The organism is Aeromicrobium phoceense (assembly GCF_013868155.1).
GTDB classification, from domain to species: domain Bacteria; phylum Actinomycetota; class Actinomycetes; order Propionibacteriales; family Nocardioidaceae; genus Aeromicrobium; species Aeromicrobium phoceense.
The window spans coordinates 1,516,403-1,534,765 of the sequence record NZ_JACEOG010000001.1 but is presented as its reverse complement, the minus strand read 5'-3'; the positions used below and the strand labels follow the sequence as shown (position 1 = coordinate 1,534,765).

The window sequence follows — 18,363 nt, the reverse complement described above, 5'->3', positions numbered from 1 at the left end:
CCGTGAACCAGAGCGCCCCCGGCAACCAGACCTACCTCCTGGTCGACGGCGAGAACATCGACGCGACCCTCGGCATGTCGATCCTGGGGCGTCGCCCCCAGCCGCAGGAGCGCCCGCGCTGGGACCGCCTCCTGCGCTTCGCCGAGGACCTCTGGGAGCAGCCCGTCCAGGGCCTGTTCTTCCTGGCCGTCGACACCGAGCTGCCGATGCCGTTCGTGCAGGCGCTGACCTCGATCGGCTACCGCCCGGTGCCGCTGTCGGGCGCGTCCGACCAGAAGGTCGTCGACCTGGCCATCCAGCGCACGCTGGAGGAGATCGCCCGCCGCGAGGCCGACGTGATGCTCGCCAGCAACGACGGCGACTTCGTTCCCCAGGTGGAGGCGCTGGTCAGCGGGTCGCGGCGCGTGGCGGTGCTCGGCTTCGAGGAGTTCCGCAACTCCCGCTTCGCCGCGCTCGTCCCCCGGGGCCTGGAGTGCTTCGACCTCGAGCACGACGTCGACGCCTTCACGGTGCCGCTGCCGCGCATCAGGATCATCCCGATCGACGAGTTCGACCCGCGCGACTTCCTCTGACCGCGCGGCCGCTGGTCAGGCGGCCGAGGCCTCGTCCCGGCGGGGCCCCCGGCGGAGCTCCTCCCAGCCCGGCCGGCTGAGCGGATCGACCTCCACCGGCCACCAGGCGTAGGACCGGCCGTCGCCGACCGGGGCCTCGAAGTCGTCGCCGGCGACGAGCTGCTCGGCGCGGCCCTGCCCGTCGGTGGCGACGACCCACCGCGCCCGGCCCGGGAGCGTCAGCACGGCGTCGTGCAGGTCGAGCCGCACCCACGGCACCGGCCGGCCGGTGGCGGCATCGGCCAGCTCCACGCGGCGGCTCGCGCCGAGCGGCTGCGACACGGCACACACCACCAGGGCGGTCTCCTCGTCGTCGAGGGCGATCAGGTCGCCGGCGCGCAGCTGCGACACCGGGCGACGGATCGGCTCGGTCATGACGGTCACCTCCGGACGGTGCTCGTGAATGGGACTTCAGTCATTCATGTGCAACCAAACGGGGCGGACCGTCTCAGGATGTGGTCGATCGGGTGATAGTCAACCCCACTCACCGGCACGCCGTGGTCAGCGGCGCAGGACCCTGCGCGCCAGCGTGTTGCCGAGGAACTGCCCCACCTGGACGAAGGCCACGATGATCAGGACGACGGTCCAGGTCACCACGGTGTCGAACTGGCGGTAGCCGTACTGCTGCGCGAAGGCACCCAGGCCGCCGGCGCCGATCGCGCCCGCGATGGCGCTCATGTCGACGATGGCCACGAAGGCGAACGTGTAGCCCAGGATCAGCGGCCCGAGGGCCTCGGGCACGACGACGGTCGTGAGGATCCGCAGCCGGCTCGCACCCATCGACCGCGCCGCCTCGATCACGCCGGGCTCCACGGTGACGAGGTTCTGCTCGACGATGCGCGCGATGCCGAACATCGCCGCGAGCGTCATCGCGAAGATGATCGCCTTGTTGCCGATCCCGATCCCCACCACGACGCGCGCCAGCGGCTGGACCGCGGCGATGAAGATGACGAACGGGATGGGGCGGAAGAAGTTCACCACGACGTTCAGCACCGTGAACGCGACGCGGTTCGCGAACAGTCCGCCCGAGCGGGTGGCGTAGAGCGCGAGCCCCACGCCGAGGCCGAGGACGCCACCGATCGCGACCGTGATCGCGACCATGTAGACGGTCTCCCACGTGGCCTCGGCGATGAGCGGCCAGAGCTCGGGAAGGTTGGTGTCGGTGGCGATCATGCGAGCACCTCCACGCCCTCGAGGCGGCCCACCTGGGCGACCGCGGCATCGACGTCATCCCCGTGCACCGACAGCGTCACGTGCCCGAAGACGGCCGATCCGACGCGGTTCACGCCGCCCTGGACGACCTCGACCGAGACGCCGCGCGCGGCGAGCGCCGCGAAGACCTCCGCCTGGCTGGTGTGGCCCTCGACGTCCACCACGAGCAGCCGGCCGCCGAAGCGCTCGCGGAGCGCCTCGAGCTCGGCGCCCTGCGGCACCTCGTCGACGAGCGTCGCGACGAAGCGGCGCGTCACCTGCTCGCGCGGGCGGGCGAAGACCTCGGCGACGTCGCCGGACTCGACGACGCGGCCGTGCTCCATGACGCTCACCCGGTGGGCCAGCGTGCGGACCACGTCCATCTCGTGGGTGATGACGATGATCGTGATGCCCAGGTCCTCGTTCACCTTGCGCAGCAGCGACAGCACCTCGCGCGTCGTGTCGGGGTCGAGGGCGCTCGTCGACTCGTCGGCCAGCAGGATCGACGGGTTCGTGGCCAGCGCACGGGCGATGCCGACGCGCTGCTTCTGCCCGCCCGAGAGCTGCTCGGGGTAGGCGTGCGCCTTGTCGGCGAGACCGACGAAGTGGAGCAGCTCGGAGATCCGGCGCTGGCGCTCGGCCTGGTCGACTCCCGCGAGCTTCAGCGGGAACTCCAGGTTCCCCCACACGGTGCGCGACCGCATGAGGTTGAACTGCTGGAAGATCATCCCGATGCCCTGCCGGACCCGGCGGATGTCGCGTTCGCCCAGCTGGTCGAGCCGCGTCCCGTCCACCGTGACGCTGCCGGACGTCGGCTGCTCCAGCGCGTTGACGAGTCGCACCAGGGTGGACTTGCCCGCGCCGGAGTAGCCGACGATCGCGTGGATCTCCCCGGCCTCGACGTCGAGGTCGACGCCCCGGATCGCCTCGATCGGGGCGCCGCCCTTCTTCGTCGGCGCGAACGTCTTGTGGACGTCGCGCAGCTCGACCAGTGCCATGTCAGCCCTGCGCGCGGGTGTCCGCCTCGACGTCGGCCAGCGACGCCTGGAGGTCGGCGGTCGGCGTCTTCAGCAGCTGCGCGGTACCGCCCGAGACCTCCTGGACCCCGTCGAGGACGGGCTGGCTGTTCTGGTAGACCTCGATCAGCTTCTTGTACGTCGCGTTGTCCTTGTCCTCGGCGCGGACGGCGAAGATGTTGACGTACGGCAGCGCTTTCGGGTCGGCCGGGTCGTCCTGCGCGATGGCGTCGGAGAACTTGAGGCCGGCCTTCTCGACGAAGTCGTTGTTGACGATCGCGGCGGTCACGTCGGGCAGCGAGGTGGGCGTCAGGTCGGCCTTGATGGCCTTGACCTTCACCTTGGAGGCACTCTCGTCGACGTCGGCGAGGGTCGAGAAGATCGAGCCCCCGTCCTTGAGCTCGATGAGCCCGGCCGACTGCAGGATCAGCAGGCCGCGGGCCTGGTTGCTGTCGTCGTCGGGCACGACGACGGTGTCGCCGGCCTTGATCTCCTCGACCGAGTCGACCTTCTGCGAGTACAGGCCCAGCGGGTAGATCGCGGTGGCGCCGAGCGGGACGAGGTCCTGGTCGTTGGCGACGTTGTAGTCCGCGAGGTACACGATGTGCTGGAACTGGTTGATGTCGATCTCGCCCTCGGTCAGCGCCGGGTTGGGCTGGGCGTAGTCGGCGAAGTCGACGACCTCGAGGTCGATGCCCTCCTTCTCGGCCTCCTCGGTGAGCGTCTTCCAGTACGGGTCGCTCGCGCCCACCACGCCCAGCTTGACCTTGTCGAGGTCGCTGCCGGCGCTGTCGCCGCCCCGGGTCAGGGCGAAGGCGATCAGGGCGCCGATGACGGCGATCACGACGACCGCCAGCGCGATCGCGGGTCCGCGGCGCTTGGGGGCCTCGATGAGGGGGGAGTTCTGGTCGGACACGGTGGTGGTTCCTTTCGGTGGTGCGACGGCCCCGGTCCTTGTGGGGGGAGCCACGACGACCGTAGGCAGGTCCCACACGCCCCTTCGACCACGTCTCACCCATCAAGAACGGACGTCCGCACCGTCGTGGAAGTGATAGCGCCTACTGTGGGTCCGTGTTCCGGATCCTGTTCTTCGAGCCGCGGATCGCGGGCAACACGGGCAACGCGATCCGGCTGGCCGCCGCCACCGGAAGCCACCTGCACCTGGTCGATCCGCTGTTCGACTTCGAGGACAGCAAGCTGCGCCGCGCCGGCCTGGACTACCACGACCTCGCCGTCGTCACGGTCCACGAGACGCTCGACCAGGCCTACGACGCCCTGCTGCCGGCGCGGGTGTTCGCGTTCACGACGGCCGCCACCACGGGGTACGCCGACGTCGCCTACGAGCCCGGAGACGTGCTGCTGTTCGGGCCCGAGCCGACCGGCCTACCCGAGGATGTCCTCGCCGACGACCGCGTGACCGACCGGCTCCGGCTGCCGATGCTGCCGTCGCGCCGGTCGATGAACTTGGCCAACTGCGCCTCCATCGCGGTCTACGAGGCCTGGCGGCAGCACGGGTTCGCCGGCGGGGTGTGACCGCTCGATAGCCTTGGGGCATGAGCGACTCCCCCCGATCCGCCCACGCCTGGGGCCTGGCCACCGTCACGCCCGAAGGCACCGTCCTCGACGTCTGGTACCCGCAGCCCTTGCTGGGCTCCGCGCCGGAGACCACCACTGAGCCGTCCGCTCTCGTGGCCGCCGCTCGTGAGGACGCGATCCGCGGGGTCGAGACCCGCGTGGTGCACACCGAGATCGCCGACCTGGACGCCGCGCCCACCGACGCCTACGACGTCTACCTGCGCCTGCACCTGCTGTCGCACCGCCTCGTGCAGCCGCACGGGCAGAACCTCGACGGTGTCTTCGGACTCCTCACGAACGTCGTGTGGACCACCATCGGCCCGTGCCCGGTGGAGGACTTCGAGGACGTGCGCGCCCGCGCCCGTGCCGCCGGGCTCACCGTCGCGGTCACCAGCGTGGACAAGTTCCCGCGCATGACCGACTACGTCGTCCCCGCCGGCGTCCGCATCGGCGACGCCGACCGCGTGCGCCTCGGCGCGCACCTGGCCGAGGGCACCACCGTCATGCACGAGGGATTCGTGAACTTCAACGCCGGCACGCTCGGGCACGCGATGGTCGAGGGCCGCATCTCGGCCGGCGTCGTCGTGGGGAATGGCTCCGACGTCGGCGGCGGCGCCTCGATCATGGGCACGCTCTCCGGCGGCGGCAAGGAGGTCGTCAGCGTCGGCGAGGGCTGCCTGATCGGCGCCAACGCGGGCATCGGCATCTCGCTGGGCAACGACTGCGTCGTGGCTGCGGGCACCTACGTCACGGCCGGCTCCAAGGTCACCCTGCCCGACGGCTCCGTGGTGAAGGCCGCCGAGCTGTCCGGCTCCGACGGCATCCTCTTCCTGACCAACAGCCAGACCGGCGCCATCGAGGCGCGTCCCCGCGGGGGCCGCACCGGCGTCGAGCTGAACGCCGACCTGCACGCCAACTGATGCGTTGGATCGTCGCCACCGTCGTCGCGACGGTGGCGCTCGTGCTCGTCGTCTTCAAGGTCTTCGAGAGCGGCACCGACGCGAGCGGCTTCTGCGTGGCCACGGTCGGCGACCGCACGGTCGAGGTCGACCTCGAGCAGGCGAAGTGGGCGTCCCTCATGGCCGCCAAGGCCCAGCAGCGGGGGCTGCCGCCGCGGGCCACCACGATCGCCATCGCGACGGCCTACCAGGAGTCGAAGATCCGCAACATCGACTACGGCGACCGCGACTCGGTGGGACTGTTCCAGCAGCGACCCTCGCAGGGCTGGGGCACCGTGGAGCAGATCCTCGACCCGCAGTACTCGATCACGAAGTTCTACGACGCGCTGGAGAAGCTCGACGACTACGAGTCGATGGAGATCACCGACGCGGCCCAGGCCGTGCAGCGCTCGGGATTCCCCGACGCCTACGCCGACCACGAGGCCGACGCGCGCGTGCTGGCCTCGTCGCTGCGTGGCTTCTCCCCCGCCGCGTTCGCCTGCGCGACCGACCTGAAGGCCGAGTCGAGCACCTCCGCGGACCTCGAGGACTACCTGAACGCGGCGTTCGGCCGCGTGCGCGTGGACACCGACCCGTCGTCGGGCCAGAGCGCGATCGCGCTCACGGGTGAGGACGTTGACGCACGCGGCTGGGCGCTCGCACAGTTCCTCGTCGCGAACTCGACCGAGTTCCGCATCAGCGAGGTCACGTTCGACGACATGCGCTGGGAGGCCGGCCAGAGCGAGCCCGGCTGGGAGCCCACGGAGGACGCCAGCCGCACCGAGGTGCGCTTCGTCCGTCGCTGACGCCGGCCTCTCCCGCTCCCCCCTGCCCACTTTTGGAACAGGATCCACGTTCCTGCGCTGGCAGACGGTGGATCCCGTTCCACAAGTGGAGCGGGGCCGGGTGACCCGGGGAGCTCGGGCGGCCGCTCAGCCGACGTCGCGACGCAGGGTGACGAGGCGCCCGATGAGGACGAACACCGCGACGTAGACCAGCAGCACGGCGGCGCCGGCGCCCCGCGACAGCAGGTCGGCCGAGGCGTCGCTCGCAAAGAAGCTCGAGCCCATGACGGCGTCGGCCGCCGCGCCGGGCAGGTACTTGGCCACCTCCGACGTGGCATCCCAGGCCCCGAGCGCCACGCGCGCGATGGGCTCGATGAACTGCGTGAACGCCAGGATCACGATGATCGCGGCGACCTGGTTGGTCAGCACGCTGCCGACCGCGGTGCCGAGGACGGCCCAGATCGTCATGACGACGACGGACATGCCCAGCAGCACCAGCACGTCGCTCGAGCCGAGGTACGCCCCGTCACCGCGCCACGCGAGGATCGGTGCGGCGCCGAGCACCGTCGACAGGGTCCCGATGACGCCGTACACGACGCCGACGACGAGGCCGGCGACCAGCTTGGCCGCCATCAGCACCGAGCGGTTCGGCTGCGCCAGCAGGGACGCGGTGATCGTCTTGTGCCGGAACTCGCCCGTGAACAGCAGGCTGCCGATGATGAGCGGGAAGACGTAGCCGATGGGGCTGGTCAGGGAGTAGATCTGCTTCGCCAGCTCCTCCCCCTCCGCCAGGGGCCCGGCGCCGGTCATGCCGGTATCGCCCGTGTCGACCGTGAACGAGAACGCCATCACGGCGCCGATGAACACGAGGTACGCCACCAGCACGAGAGCCAGCAGCCACCACAGACGGGTCGTGAACAGCTTGCGCACTTCAGCGCGGATCGCAGTGCTCATGCCGCGACACCCCCTCGCGACGCCGGGGCGTCGGGACTGGAGGTCAGGCGCAGGAACACGTCCTCGAGGCCGACGCCCACGTCGGCCAGCTGGTGCACCTCGATGCCCGCGCCGAACGCGGCGGCGCCGACCTCGGCCGCGGGGACGTCGATGATGTCGACGCCGCCGGCCACCGGCTCGCTGCGCCAGCTCCGCTCGGCGGCGAGAGCCTCGATGCGGTCGGGCGCGGGTCCGGCGAGGCGCACGCGGGACTCCACCAGGGCGTGCAGGCCCTGCAGCGGCGAGGAGTGCACGAGGCGTCCGCCGGCGATGATGACGACGTCGTCGACGGTGTGCTGCACCTCGCTGAGCACGTGGCTCGACACCAGCACGGTGCGGCCCTCCGCGGCGAAGGCGCGCAGCAGGTGACGCAGCCAGACGATGCCCTGCGGGTCGAGGCCGTTGGCCGGCTCGTCGAGCAGGATCACCTCGGGATCGCCGAGCAGCGCGTAGGCCAGGCCGAGGCGCTGGCGCATGCCCATCGAGTAGCCGCCGACGCGGCGCTTGGCCGCGTCGGTCATGCCGACCAGCTCGAGGAGCTCGTGGCAGCGCGCGTCGCTGGCACCCACCTGGGGCGCGTAGACGCGCAGGTGGTCCAGGCCCGTCCGGCCGGGGTGGAAGCTCGAGGCCTCCAGCGCGGCACCGACGATGGACCCGGGCTGGTGGATCTCCTCGTAGCGCTTCCCGCCGATGAGGGCGTGGCCGCCGGAGGGCTTCACGAGGCCCAGGAGCATGCGCAGGGTGGTGGTCTTGCCGGCGCCGTTCGGGCCGAGGAATCCGGTCACCGCACCGGGACGGACGGTGAAGCTCAGGTCATCGACGGCCTTGACGGAACCGAACTGCTTGGTCAGGTGATCGACGACGATGTCGGTCTCGGTTCGCATGTCTCGACCCTAACGTCAGGTTCAGTTTGGTCCGCGAGCGGTGCAAGCCCACCTCCCGAGTGGCGCAGAAAAGCCCGCCACTCGCTGAGTGACGGGCTCTTCTGCGCCGCTCGCCGTGCCGGGGGGACGACGCAGGGCGGCGGCGGCGGCTCAGCCGCTGCCGCTGCTCTTGCGCGCCTGGCGAGACAGCGAGTCGATGGTGACGGCCAGCAGCAGCACGGCGCCGGTGACCATGTAGCGCACGTAGGCGTCGACGCCGACGAGGTTCAGGCCGCTCGTGATCGACTGCAGCACGAGCATCCCGAACAGCGCCGAGTACACCGAGCCGCGGCCGCCGAAGAGGCTGGTGCCGCCGATCACCGCGGCGGCGATCGCCATCAGGTTGGTGTCGGTGCCGCCGCTGGTCTGGCTCACGGCCTGCAGACGTCCGGCCGCCAGCACGCCACCGAACGCGGCGAACATCGAGCACAGCGCGAAGACCGAGATGTACACGCGGTCGACGCCGATGCCGGCGCGACGCGAGGCCTCCTCGTTGCCACCGACGGAGAACACGTGCCGGCCCCACGTGGTGCGGCGCAGCAGGAAGTCCATCCCGATGATGACGCCGACCCACAGCAGGGGCATCGCGCCGATGCCGCGGTCGATGTTGAGGTACCAGGCGACGCCGGCGACGGCCGCCGTGATCAGGACGGCCTTCACGACCACCGACTGCAGGCCCGGGGTCGAGAGGTTCGCCGCGGTACGGCGGCGGATCGTCCGCACCCGCGCGAGCAGGTACGCCAGGCCCACGACGCCCGCCAGGACGTACGAGAGCCACGGCGGCAGGAACGTGAAGTTGGCGAATTCGATCAGCGCCGAGTCGCCGGGCAGGTTCACCGTGCCGTTCGAGCCGAGCACCTGGAGCTGGGCTCCCAGGAAGGCCAGCAGGCCCGCCAACGTGATGACGAAGCTCGGCACGCCGAAGCGGGTGTAGAGCACTCCGTAGAAGACACCGATCAGCAGGCCCGCACACAGCGCGGCCAGGATCGACCCGAGCAGCGGCCAGCCCTGGTAGACCAGCAGCACCGCGAGGATCGATCCCGAGAGACCCGACACCGATCCGACCGACAGGTCGATCTCGCCGAGCAGCAGCACCAGCACGATGCCGACGGAGATCATGCCGATCGTGGCGGAGTCCAGGCTCAGCTCGACCAAGTTGCGCGACGACAGGAACCGCGGGTTCATCGCGTAGAAGACGATCCAGATGACGGCCAGTCCGACGATCACGGGGATCATCCCGAGGTCGCCCGATCGCAGGCGTCGGCTCACGTTGCCGAGCAGGGCCTTCGGTGACGTGTCCTGGACGAGGCGCTCGTCGGCGCGGTCCGCGAAACTCATGACTGCTCCTCGGGGAGGTCGACCTGCGGGATCGGGGACACGTCGGCTCCCTCGGCGCGTGCGCGGCGGGCGGCCACGACGTTGTCCGAGGCGCCGGTGATCGCCGCGACCAGCTGGTCGGTGGTGACCTCGTCGATGGTGAACTCGGCCGCGTTGCGGCCCAGTCGCAGGACGTAGATCCGGTCGGCCACGGCCTGCACGTCGGCCATGTTGTGCGAGATCACGACGACGCCCAGTCCGGACTCGCGCAGCCGCTCGATGAGGTTGAGCACCTCCGCGGTTTGGGCGACGCCGAGGGCGGCGGTCGGCTCGTCGAGCATGACGATCTTCGGCTCGCCCACGAGGCTGCGGGCGATGGCCACGGTCTGGCGCTGACCGCCGGACAGGGCGGCGATGGGGATGCGCACCGACGGGATCTTGGCGGAGAGCTGACGCAGCAGCTCCCAGCTGCGCGACTCCATCGTCTCCTCGTCGAGGACACCGGCCGAGGTCGCCTCCTGGCCGAGGAACAGGTTGGCCACCACGTCGAGGTTGTCGGCCAGGGCCAGGTCCTGGAACACCGTGGCGATGCCGAGGGCCTGGGCCGACTTCGGACCGTGGATCTGGACCTGACGGCCCTCCACCTCGATCGCGCCGGAGTCGGCGGAGTAGACGCCGGAGATGATCTTGACGAGCGTGGACTTACCGGCGCCGTTGTCTCCGACGAGCGCCACCACCTCGCCGGGTCGCACGTCGAAGTCGACGTCGGTGAGTGCCTGGACGGCACCGAACCGCTTGCCGACGCCGCGCAGGGAAAGCACGGGTGTGGTCATGGGAATTCCTGGGGTCGGACGAGTGAGGGAGAGGAAGCACGGTGGGGCCGGCCGGGCCGACCCCACCGTGGCTCACTCAGGACAGACCGGCCTTCGTGCACGCGTCGGCGTACTCGGCGGTGCAGATCTGGTCGACGGTGTAGAACTCGTCCTTGACGACCGTGTCGCCCACGTTGTCCTGCTTGACCGAGATCGGGTCCAGGATGAACGACGGCACGCCCTGGAAGTCCTCGGTGCCGCTGATGTCCTCGCCGTTGACGAGGTCGACGGCCAGCTCGGCGGCCTGCTCGGCCTCGGCCTTGATCGGCTTGTAGACGGTCATGAACTGCTGACCGGCGACGATGCGCTGGATCGCGGCGAGCTCGGCGTCCTGCCCGGTGATCGGCGGGACCTCGCCGGCACCGGCGGACGTGAACGCGGCGAACACGCCACCGGCCTGGCCGTCGTTGGCGGCGTAGACGCCGGCCAGGTCACCCGGGTCGACCTTGTTGAACTGCGAGCTGGTGAACTTCTGCGCGTTGTCCGGGCTCCAGTCGGGGTTGTCGTACTCGGCCACGATGTTCAGGCCGCTGGCGTCGAGCACCGAGTGCGCGCCCTTCTTGAACTGCGCGGCGTTCGGGTCGGTCGGCGAGCCGTTCAGCATGAGGATGTCGCCCTTGTCGCCGGTGGCCTCCACGAGGGCCTCGCCCTGCATCTGGCCGACACGCTCGTTGTCGAAGGAGATGTAGTAGTCGGCGCCCTCGATGAAGCGGTCGTACGCGACGACCGGCACGTCGGAGCCCTGGGCGGACTTGACGATCGTGGTCGCGGCCTTGCCGTCGACCGGGTCGAGCACGAGCACGGAAGCGCCGTTGGTGATCGCCGACTGGGCCTGCTGCTGCTGCTTGGACGCGTCCTGGTCGGCGTTGAGGTAGTCGACCTTGCAGTCGTCGCACAGCTCCTTGACCTTGGCCTCGAAGAGCGGCTTGTCGAAGCTCTCGTAGCGGGTGGTCTTGGTCTCGGGGAGCAGGAGCGCGATGGTCTTGCCCTCGTCCGAGCCGCTGCCGCCGTCGTCGTTGGAGCCGCAGGCGGCGAGGCCGCCGAGGCCGATCGTCAGGGTCGCCGTCACCACGGCGACACGGGAGATGGTGTTCACAGTTCCTCCAAGAAATGTCGACCCCACGTCGGCGTGGAGCATGACCAGTGAACTACGTCACAACTTTGACGTCAAGAGATGAACGCAAATCCGGTCGGTACACCGTAAGCCATGACGTTGCCTTCAGGTCTTGACGACAACTGCGACGTCAGTCACAGTGGACGCCATGTCCACCAGCCCCGGCTCGACCGCCGCCCTGCGCGCCTCCAACCAGAGTCGCGTCGTGCAGGCGGTACGCGAGGCCGGTGGGCTCAGCCAGGCCCAGATCGCCCGCCGGACTCAACTGGCCCCGGCCACCGTCTCGGGCATCATCCGCGAGCTCGTGGCCGCGGGCTTCCTGCAGTCCGAGGGCGGTGCCGGTCGCCGCGGCGCGACCGTCACGGTCTCGCGCGGGGCCGGCGTGGTGGCAGGCGTCGACTTCGGCCACGCTCACCTGCAGGTCGCGCTGGCCGATCTCGGGGGCGAGATCAGCGACTCGCGGCTGGCCGCCCTCGCGCCGGACGCCCCGAGCGACGGCTCGCTCGCCCTGGCCCGCACCATGATCGACGACCTGCTCGGGTCGGCCGGCCTCGGCCACGACAGCCTCCGCGCGGTGGGCATGGCGATCCCCGCCCCCATCGGCCGCGACGGGATCATCGACTCCGGCTCGATCCTCCCCGGCTGGGTGGGCGTGGAGGCCCGCGCCGCGGCCGAAAAGGTCTTCGAGCGCACCACCGTGGTCGACAACGACGCCAACCTCAGTGCTCTGGCCGAGTGGAGGCTCGGCGCCGGGCGCGGCCACCAGGACCTCGTCTACATCAAGATCGCGTCGGGTGTCGGCTGCGGACTCGTGCTCGACCGACGGATCCACCACGGCGGCCTCGGCACCGCCGGCGAGCTCGGTCACCTGACGATCGACGAGTCCGGCCCCCTGTGCCGGTGCGGCAGCCGCGGCTGCCTCGAGGCCTACGTCGGCGGAGCGGCCCTCATCGCCCAGTACGCCCCCACCGGTGGCGAGCTGGACGTCCCCGGCTTCGTCGAGCGGGCCCTGCGCGGCGACCAGGGTGCGCGCCGCCTGATCGAGGACGCGGGCCGCCACCTCGGCGAGGCCGTCGCCGCCGTCGCGAACCTGCTCGGTCCCGAGGTCGTCGTGATCGGAGGCGACCTGGCCGCCGCCGGGGACCTGCTGCTGGACGAGGTCCGGGCCTCGATGCGTCGCCACGCCCTGACCCCGGTCGCCCGCGAGGTGCGGGTCACCGGCTCGGAGCTGACGGGGCGCCCCTCGTGCGTGGGCAGCGTGCTGATGGCCCTCGAGGCCGTCGAGCTGCCCGGCTGATCAGGCCAGCCGGGCCGCGGCCGCGGCGATGCGCTCGTCGGTGGCGGTGAAGGCGAACCGCACGTGGCGCGAGCCCGTGGCGCCGTAGAAGTCGCCCGGTGCGACGAGGATGCCCCGCTCGGCGAGCCAGTCCACCGTCTCGCGGCAGGGCTCTCCACGGGTGGCCCACAGGTAGAGCGACCCCTGCGAGTGGTCGATGCGGAAGCCCGCGCCCTCGAGAGCGGCCCGCAGGGTGGAGCGGCGCGCCAGGTACCGCGCGCGCTGCTCGTCGACGTGGGCGTCGTCGCCCAGCGCGGCCTGCATCGCGGCGGCCACGGGCGTGGGCAGCATGAAGCCCAGGTGCTTGCGCACGGCCAGCAGCTCGGCCACCACCGACTGGTCGCCCACGACGAACGCGTCGCGGTAGCCGGCCATGTTCGACCGCTTCGACAGGGAGTGCAGCGCGATGATGCCGTCGAGCGACCCGCCGTTGACCTCGGGGTCGAGCACCGAGACGGGCTCGCCCTCCCAGACGAACTCCAGGTAGCACTCGTCGCTCACGAGCAGTGCGCCGGACTCGCGGCAGAAGTCCACCCACGCCTTGAGGTGCTCGCGTCCCACGACGCGGCCGTGCGGGTTCGCGGGGAAGTTGATGAAGACCAGCTTCGGCCGCTGCGGCCCGAACGCGACGCGCGAGTCCGTGGGGATCGCGGTGGCGCCCGCGTAGGCGGCGCTCACGGCGTAGGTCGGGTAGGCCGTCTCCGGCAGTCCGACGACGTCACCGGGCCCGACGCCCAGCTGCACGCACAGGTTGGCGATCAGCTCCTTGCTGCCGATCGTGGCCAGCACGTGCTCGGTGCCCACCCCCGTGATCGCGAAGCGGCGCTCCAGCCAGTCGACGACCGCGCGGCGCAGCGACTCGGGGCCCAGGACCGTGGGGTAGCCCGGCGAGTCGGCGGCGGCGACCAAGGCCTGGCGGGCGACCTCGGGCGTCGGGTCGACCGGGGTGCCGATCGAGAGGTCGACGAGACCGTCGGGGTGCTCGGCCGCGCGGGCCTTGGCGGCGGCGATCGTGTCCCACGGGAAGTCGGGGAACCGGTCCGACACCCGGACGCCTGACAACGTCACTCCTGGTTCTGCGGGGGCAGCGCCTTGATGAGCGGGTGGTCGTCGTCGATCACGCCCATCTTCGCCGCGCCGCCGGGCGAGCCGAGGTCGTCGAAGAAGTGCACGTTCGCGTCGTAGTAGTCCTTCCACTCGTCCGGGGTGTCGTCCTCGTAGAAGATGGCCTCGACGGGGCAGACCGGCTCGCAGGCGCCGCAGTCCACGCACTCGTCGGGCTGGATGTAGAGCATGCGGTTGCCCTCGTAGATGCAGTCGACCGGACACTCGTCCACACAGGCACGGTCCTTGATGTCGACACACGGCTGGGCGATCACATACGTCACGGGCTTGCTCCTTCGGTTCGGCTCCAGTATCGCGTGCCCGACCCAAGTGGCGCTGGGCGGGTTCGCCTCATGAGATCGTGGCGTCGTGGATCTGGTCGGGCGCCGCGTCTCCGTGCGGCATCGTGCGGCTGATGGGGTGCGCGATGTGGTCGGCCGCGTGCTCAGCGTGGAGGCCGACGGGCTGCGCATCGAGCGGCGCGACGGCGACCTCGCGTTCGTCCCCACGGGCACCGTCCTGGCGATGCGGGTGGTCCCGGATCGTCCCGTGCGCACGCGCCGGGCCACCGCCGTCACCCCCGAGGACCTGACCCGGATCACGTCGCGCGGCTGGCCCGCCGTCGAGTCCGCATCGCTGGGCGAGTGGGAGCTGCGCGCGTCGGGAGGTTTCACCGGCCGGGCGAACTCCGCGGCCGTGCACGGCGACCCCGGCGTGGACGATCCCTTCGCGGCGGTCGTCGACTTCTACGCGACGCGCGGGCTGCGGCCGCTCGTTCAGGTCGTCGAGGACTCGCCCTGGCACCGGCGCTTCGTGGACGCGGGCTGGACCGGCGTGGTCGACCAGCCGCCGGGCGCGATCTTGCAGGTGGCCGACCTCCGTTCGGCACCGGAGACCGACCCGGAGGCGGTCGTCAGCGATCACGCCACCGACGCGTGGCTCGGGCTCTACGGACGCGTCCGCGACCCCGCCGCCGCGCGCGCCGTGATGGAGGGTCCCGCGACGGTGGGCTTCGTGTCGATCGGCGAGGTGGCGATCGGGCGCGTGGTGGTGACCGGCGAGTGGGCCGGCCTGGCCGCGGTGGAGGTCGACCCCGCCCACCGCCGCCGCGGCCTGGCCCGGCGCGTCGTCGAGACCTCACTGGCCTGGGCCGTCGCCCACGGCGCCGACAAGGCCTACCTGCAGACGATGCGCGACAACGCGCCCGCCCTCGCCCTCTACGAGCCCTACGGCTTCACGACGCACCACGCGTACCGCTACCTCACGCCCGGTTGAGCCGGTGGTTTCGATGTGCCGGCTCGTTCCTCGCCGTGCTACTCAACCACCGGTGATCGAGTGCCGGCGAGCTTGCGAGACGGTGTATCGAGATCACCGTCTCCGCGAGGTCAGTCGGCCTTGGGCTTCTTGCCGCAGATGACGCGGTCGGCCGCCTGGTAGTAGGCGGTGTCCTTCTCGGTCCTGACGCGCTTCCCGCCCTGGTAGAAGTCGCGGTGGATGTCGATGTCGAAGCCGGTGACCGGGGACTGGCTGACGCACGCGTCGGTGTCGTCGTACTGGGTGCCGGGCTCGCGGAAGTTGTAGCGCTCGCTCGAGCGCGACTTCACCGTGTAGACCTTCGTGCCGTACATCTCCACGTTCATCCTGCCGACCGTGCCCGGGGAGCTCCGGTCGACCCAGGCGCGGATCACGACGCCGGTCTTGTAGGGGTTCCGGAACCGCAGGTCGAGGCTGCCGTAGTAGATCGTGGCCTCGCGGCCCACCGGGTAGCGGTCGATGTAGAAGGCGTGGGGGTGGTGCTCGACGTCGTCGAGACCCGAGAAGAACGCCGCGTTGTACGCCGTGGTGGCGACCTGGGAGACGCCACCGCCCAGCTCCTCGCGGAACACTCCCCCGTTGATGACGAAGCCCGCGACGAACCCGTTGGCCGCGGTCCGCTCGCCCACGATGTCGTTGAAGCTGAACGTCTCGCCCGGCTCGAGGATGACGCCGTCGATGCGGCGGGCGGCCTCGGCCTGGTTGGTGTTGCGGTAGTCGGCGTGCGGGTACTCGGTGGTGAAGCTGCCGATCTTCTCCTTGATGCCGAGGGCCTCGGCGTCCTTCGTGGTGAACTCCGGCTGCACCGCACTGGCCTCGACCGTGATCGAGCGAGCGGCGCCGGTCTTGGTCAGCACCGGGACCAGCTGCTTCGCCATGGTGTCGGGATCCAGGCCGACGCCGGCCTTGCTGGGCACGACCACGGCCTTGCCGCCCTCGAACCGGAACGAGGCGTCGACCGCGCGCTTGCCGACTCCCGTCGTCGAGCTGGTGAGCGGCTTCGCCAGGTCCTTCGCATCGACGACCGGGACCATCTTCCCGTCGCTGACCACCACGGACAGCGCGGGCGCGTAGGCGGTGACGGGCAGGTCGACCGTGGCGTCGCCCACCTTCAGCGCCACGGGACCGGCGACGGCCGGCGCGGCGATGTCGCGCAGCGCCTGGCGCAGTCCGGCCACGTCGACGGCCGGGGCGACGGACTCGACGGGGACCTCGACGGGCTCGTCGGTGACCAGCCACGACTCCTGGATCACCTCGGCGAACTCGTCCTGCGGGACCTCGTTGCCGGCCTTCGGGCGACGTGCCTTCGGCTTCGCGTCGGGGAAGGTGATCTGGGCCTCCACCACCGGCTGGTCGACCGTCTCGGCGATCGACGCGACGGCCGCGGAGAGCTTCGCCGAGTCCACGTCGAGCACGGGATCGTGGTCGGACCCACCCGCGACGAGGGCGATCATGTCGCGCGGGTCCCATGACCGACCCCCTGCGGCCTTCACGCTGGCGGGGACGTCCACCGCGAGACCGGCCTGCGTGGGCTGGATCTCGATCTCGCGGTCCTCGAAGGTGGCGACGACGGGCTCCTCGACGCGATCGGACAGCCCCTTCGTCAGGGCGTCCTCGGCGGCGTCGGGACTCATGCCGCCGACGTCCACGCCGGCGATCGAGGTGTCGGCGGGCAGGCGCTGCCCGGTCATCACGTAGCCGGCGACGTAGGCGATCGCGAGCACGGCCACCACCGCGCCGAGGGCGATCAGCCCGCGACGGCGACTCATGCGCCCCCTCGGTAGGCGGTCTTCTCCGAGTCGGCCTGACGGATGATCGTGCCGTAGTGGGAGCGGTAGTACAGCAGCGGATCGTCGGTCTCGTCCTGGTACTGCGCCCACGTGACGCGACCGATGAGGATCACGTGGTCGCCGCCGTCGTGCTCGACCTCGGTCTCGCACTCGAGCCAGGCCAGCGCGTGGTCGAGCAGCGGCAGGCCAGCCGGGCTGCGGTGGTGCTCGATGCCGGCGAACTGGGTGTCGAGGGGGCGCCCGCGGTGGGCGAACCAGGCGGACGCCTCACGGCCGTGCTCGGACAGGATCGAGACACCCCACTGGCGCGACTCGCGGACGGCGTCGTGGAAGCGACTGCCCTTGTTCGAGCACACCAGGACGAGCGGCGGGATGAGGGACACGGACGTGAACGCGCTCGCGGTCATGGCGTGATCGATGCCCTCGTGCTGGGTGGACACGACGGTCACGCCACTGGCGAATCGTGACAGCGCACCCCGGAATGCGGCTTGATCGACGGACTTCTCCACCCGCCAAGCCTACGGGCTCCGGCCCAAGCGGCAGATTCGCCCGCAGTTCAGTCCAGACCGGCGAACAGATCCTCCTCGAACCCGGACGCGCCGACCGGACCCCGGCGACCCTTCGCGAGCCGGTAGTACTCGGTGCCCCAGGCGATCGCGGCGAGGTCGATGCCCATCGCGAAGAAGACCCCGTCCGGGGTGATCTGGGTGGCGTGAGCCCGCATCGCGTCGAGCTTGGCGGTGACGTGCTCGGGCGTGGACGAGACGGCCGTGCTGAGGTCCTCGTCCTCGATGAACATCGGAGGGAGGTTCTCCGGGTCGATCTCGAACGGCGGCGGCTGGCCGGCGTCGGCCATCATCCTGGCGCCCTCGCGCATCCGGGAGGCGGACTCGGCGGTCCAGTAGATCTTGGGCACGTCCCACGCCGGACCGAGGTCGCGCCGGTGGGACTCCACGGCGGCCAGCGCGGCCGCGTAGTGGGCCACGCGGTGGGCCTGGATGTGGTCGGGGTGGCCGTAGTTGCCGAACTCGTCGTAGGTGACCAGGACCTGCGGGCGCAGCTCGCGGATCACCGCGACGAGGTGGTTCGCGGCCTCGAGGAGGTCGGCGCGCCAGAACGAGCGCGGGTCGACGTCCTCCATCGCGGCCGCGTTGCCGTTCTCGTCCCAGACCATGCCGGAGTCGCGGAAGGCGCCGTCGCCGCCGAGCCGGCGGAAGTCGGTGACGCCCAGGTGGGCCATCGCGTCGCTCAGCTCGATGAGCCGCTGCGGGCCGAGCCGGTCCTCCCGCTCGGCGGCGAGGTGCTCGAGGTCGGGGACGAGGACCTCACCGTGCTCGCCCAGGGTGCAGCTGACGAGGGTGACGTGGGCTCCCTCGGCGACGTACTTGGCCATCGTGAGGCCGGACTGGATGGACTCGTCGTCGGGGTGGGCGTGCACGAGGAGGAGTCGGCGATCGGACATGCCCCCCAATGTAGGGGCCGAC

The 18,363-nt window shown here is 70.9% G+C and carries 20 protein-coding genes; 6 read left to right on the top strand and 14 right to left on the bottom strand.

The window, feature by feature from the left end:
* Positions 1-2 precede the first annotated feature (2 nt).
* The gene (locus H1W00_RS07415; RefSeq protein ID WP_181755068.1) at positions 3-572 is read left to right on the top strand and encodes an NYN domain-containing protein; all 570 of its coding nucleotides are present in this window, start codon (positions 3-5) and stop codon (positions 570-572) included.
* A gap of 15 nt (positions 573-587) precedes the next feature.
* Here the strand turns inward: H1W00_RS07415 and H1W00_RS07410 are convergent, their stop codons facing one another.
* The 4 genes from H1W00_RS07410 to H1W00_RS07395 form a co-directional block, all read right to left on the bottom strand.
* Positions 588-986, bottom strand: coding sequence for a hypothetical protein (locus tag H1W00_RS07410; RefSeq protein ID WP_181755066.1), 399 nt, complete (start codon positions 984-986; stop codon positions 588-590).
* 126 nt (positions 987-1,112) lie between these two features.
* Positions 1,113-1,784, bottom strand: coding sequence for a methionine ABC transporter permease (locus H1W00_RS07405; RefSeq protein ID WP_181755064.1), 672 nt, complete (start codon positions 1,782-1,784; stop codon positions 1,113-1,115).
* The gene (locus H1W00_RS07400) at positions 1,781-2,800 is read right to left on the bottom strand and encodes a methionine ABC transporter ATP-binding protein (protein WP_181755062.1); all 1,020 of its coding nucleotides are present in this window, start codon (positions 2,798-2,800) and stop codon (positions 1,781-1,783) included. The genes H1W00_RS07405 and H1W00_RS07400 overlap by 4 nt, the downstream gene beginning before the upstream one ends.
* Before the next feature lies 1 nt (position 2,801).
* Positions 2,802-3,734: a MetQ/NlpA family ABC transporter substrate-binding protein gene (locus tag H1W00_RS07395; protein WP_338072852.1), complete on the bottom strand. Its 933-nt coding sequence runs from the start codon at positions 3,732-3,734 to the stop codon at positions 2,802-2,804.
* A 155-nt stretch (positions 3,735-3,889) separates the two neighbouring features.
* Between H1W00_RS07395 and H1W00_RS07390 the strand changes: the two genes are divergently transcribed.
* The 3 genes from H1W00_RS07390 to H1W00_RS07380 are packed head-to-tail and all read left to right on the top strand — an operon-like array spanning position 3,890 to position 6,137.
* The gene (locus tag H1W00_RS07390; protein WP_181755060.1) at positions 3,890-4,351 is read left to right on the top strand and encodes a tRNA (cytidine(34)-2'-O)-methyltransferase; all 462 of its coding nucleotides are present in this window, start codon (positions 3,890-3,892) and stop codon (positions 4,349-4,351) included.
* 20 nt (positions 4,352-4,371) lie between these two features.
* Positions 4,372-5,313 carry a 2,3,4,5-tetrahydropyridine-2,6-dicarboxylate N-succinyltransferase gene (gene dapD, locus H1W00_RS07385; protein ID WP_181755058.1) on the top strand — a complete coding sequence of 314 codons (942 nt, stop codon included), beginning with the start codon at positions 4,372-4,374 and terminating at the stop codon, positions 5,311-5,313.
* Positions 5,313-6,137: a hypothetical protein gene (locus tag H1W00_RS07380; protein WP_181755056.1), complete on the top strand. Its 825-nt coding sequence runs from the start codon at positions 5,313-5,315 to the stop codon at positions 6,135-6,137. The genes dapD and H1W00_RS07380 overlap by 1 nt, the downstream gene beginning before the upstream one ends.
* Positions 6,138-6,263: 126 nt before the next feature.
* On the opposite strand, the gene H1W00_RS07375 is transcribed toward H1W00_RS07380, so the two are convergent.
* The 5 genes from H1W00_RS07375 to H1W00_RS07355 form a co-directional block, all read right to left on the bottom strand.
* Entirely contained in the window at positions 6,264-7,070 is an 807-nt protein-coding gene (locus tag H1W00_RS07375; protein WP_181755054.1) for an ABC transporter permease subunit, read from the bottom strand.
* A complete protein-coding gene (locus H1W00_RS07370; protein ID WP_181755052.1) occupies positions 7,067-7,993 on the bottom strand; it encodes an ATP-binding cassette domain-containing protein in 927 nt (308 codons plus the stop codon). Before H1W00_RS07370 ends, H1W00_RS07375 begins: the two co-directional genes overlap by 4 nt.
* A 150-nt stretch (positions 7,994-8,143) precedes the next feature.
* Positions 8,144-9,370, bottom strand: coding sequence for a sugar ABC transporter permease (locus H1W00_RS07365; protein ID WP_181755044.1), 1,227 nt, complete (start codon positions 9,368-9,370; stop codon positions 8,144-8,146).
* A complete protein-coding gene (locus tag H1W00_RS07360; protein ID WP_181755042.1) occupies positions 9,367-10,182 on the bottom strand; it encodes an ATP-binding cassette domain-containing protein in 816 nt (271 codons plus the stop codon). The genes H1W00_RS07365 and H1W00_RS07360 overlap by 4 nt, the downstream gene beginning before the upstream one ends.
* A gap of 76 nt (positions 10,183-10,258) precedes the next feature.
* On the bottom strand, positions 10,259-11,317 hold the full coding sequence (locus H1W00_RS07355; RefSeq protein ID WP_338072851.1) for a substrate-binding domain-containing protein: 1,059 nt from the start codon (positions 11,315-11,317) through the stop codon (positions 10,259-10,261).
* A 166-nt stretch (positions 11,318-11,483) separates the two neighbouring features.
* Here H1W00_RS07355 and H1W00_RS07350 point away from each other — a divergent pair, with 166 nt between their 5' ends.
* Positions 11,484-12,632, top strand: a complete 1,149-nt coding sequence (locus H1W00_RS07350) for an ROK family transcriptional regulator (protein WP_181755038.1) — start codon at positions 11,484-11,486, stop codon at positions 12,630-12,632.
* Here the strand turns inward: H1W00_RS07350 and dapC are convergent, their stop codons facing one another.
* Both dapC and fdxA read right to left on the bottom strand, forming a co-directional pair.
* Positions 12,633-13,733: a succinyldiaminopimelate transaminase gene (dapC, locus tag H1W00_RS07345; RefSeq protein ID WP_181756206.1), complete on the bottom strand. Its 1,101-nt coding sequence runs from the start codon at positions 13,731-13,733 to the stop codon at positions 12,633-12,635.
* 2 nt (positions 13,734-13,735) lie between these two features.
* Positions 13,736-14,059, bottom strand: coding sequence for a ferredoxin (gene fdxA, locus H1W00_RS07340; protein ID WP_078698823.1), 324 nt, complete (start codon positions 14,057-14,059; stop codon positions 13,736-13,738).
* 136 nt (positions 14,060-14,195) lie between these two features.
* Here fdxA and H1W00_RS17040 point away from each other — a divergent pair, with 136 nt between their 5' ends.
* Positions 14,196-15,050, top strand: a complete 855-nt coding sequence (locus H1W00_RS17040) for a GNAT family N-acetyltransferase (RefSeq protein WP_181755036.1) — start codon at positions 14,196-14,198, stop codon at positions 15,048-15,050.
* 110 nt (positions 15,051-15,160) lie between these two features.
* On the opposite strand, the gene H1W00_RS07330 is transcribed toward H1W00_RS17040, so the two are convergent.
* From H1W00_RS07330 to mshB, 3 genes are read right to left on the bottom strand one after another with little or no spacing between them, the layout of a single operon-like run.
* A complete protein-coding gene (locus H1W00_RS07330; RefSeq protein WP_181755034.1) occupies positions 15,161-16,858 on the bottom strand; it encodes a VanW family protein in 1,698 nt (565 codons plus the stop codon).
* Complete coding sequence (locus H1W00_RS07325) at positions 16,855-17,388, bottom strand: flavin reductase (RefSeq protein ID WP_181755032.1); 534 nt, start codon at positions 17,386-17,388, stop codon at positions 16,855-16,857. The genes H1W00_RS07330 and H1W00_RS07325 overlap by 4 nt, the downstream gene beginning before the upstream one ends.
* A gap of 47 nt (positions 17,389-17,435) precedes the next feature.
* Complete coding sequence (gene mshB / locus H1W00_RS07320) at positions 17,436-18,341, bottom strand: N-acetyl-1-D-myo-inositol-2-amino-2-deoxy-alpha-D-glucopyranoside deacetylase (protein ID WP_181755030.1); 906 nt, start codon at positions 18,339-18,341, stop codon at positions 17,436-17,438.
* Positions 18,342-18,363 lie beyond the last annotated feature (22 nt).

Bases quoted from the DNA above. Each gene is read 5' to 3' on its own strand.
- H1W00_RS07410 (WP_181755066.1), bottom strand. From the start codon at position 986: ATGACCGAGCCGATCCGTCGCCCGGTGTCGCAGCTGCGCGCCGGCGAC.
- H1W00_RS07405 (WP_181755064.1), bottom strand. From the start codon at position 1,784: ATGATCGCCACCGACACCAACCTTCCCGAGCTCTGGCCGCTCATCGCC.
- H1W00_RS07400 (WP_181755062.1), bottom strand. From the start codon at position 2,800: ATGGCACTGGTCGAGCTGCGCGACGTCCACAAGACGTTCGCGCCGACG.
- dapD (WP_181755058.1), top strand. From the start codon at position 4,372: ATGAGCGACTCCCCCCGATCCGCCCACGCCTGGGGCCTGGCCACCGTC.
- H1W00_RS07380 (WP_181755056.1), top strand. From the start codon at position 5,313: ATGCGTTGGATCGTCGCCACCGTCGTCGCGACGGTGGCGCTCGTGCTC.
- H1W00_RS07375 (WP_181755054.1), bottom strand. From the start codon at position 7,070: ATGAGCACTGCGATCCGCGCTGAAGTGCGCAAGCTGTTCACGACCCGT.
- H1W00_RS07370 (WP_181755052.1), bottom strand. From the start codon at position 7,993: ATGCGAACCGAGACCGACATCGTCGTCGATCACCTGACCAAGCAGTTC.
- H1W00_RS07365 (WP_181755044.1), bottom strand. From the start codon at position 9,370: ATGAGTTTCGCGGACCGCGCCGACGAGCGCCTCGTCCAGGACACGTCA.
- H1W00_RS07360 (WP_181755042.1), bottom strand. From the start codon at position 10,182: ATGACCACACCCGTGCTTTCCCTGCGCGGCGTCGGCAAGCGGTTCGGT.
- H1W00_RS07350 (WP_181755038.1), top strand. From the start codon at position 11,484: ATGTCCACCAGCCCCGGCTCGACCGCCGCCCTGCGCGCCTCCAACCAG.
- H1W00_RS07330 (WP_181755034.1), bottom strand. From the start codon at position 16,858: ATGAGTCGCCGTCGCGGGCTGATCGCCCTCGGCGCGGTGGTGGCCGTG.
- mshB (WP_181755030.1), bottom strand. From the start codon at position 18,341: ATGTCCGATCGCCGACTCCTCCTCGTGCACGCCCACCCCGACGACGAG.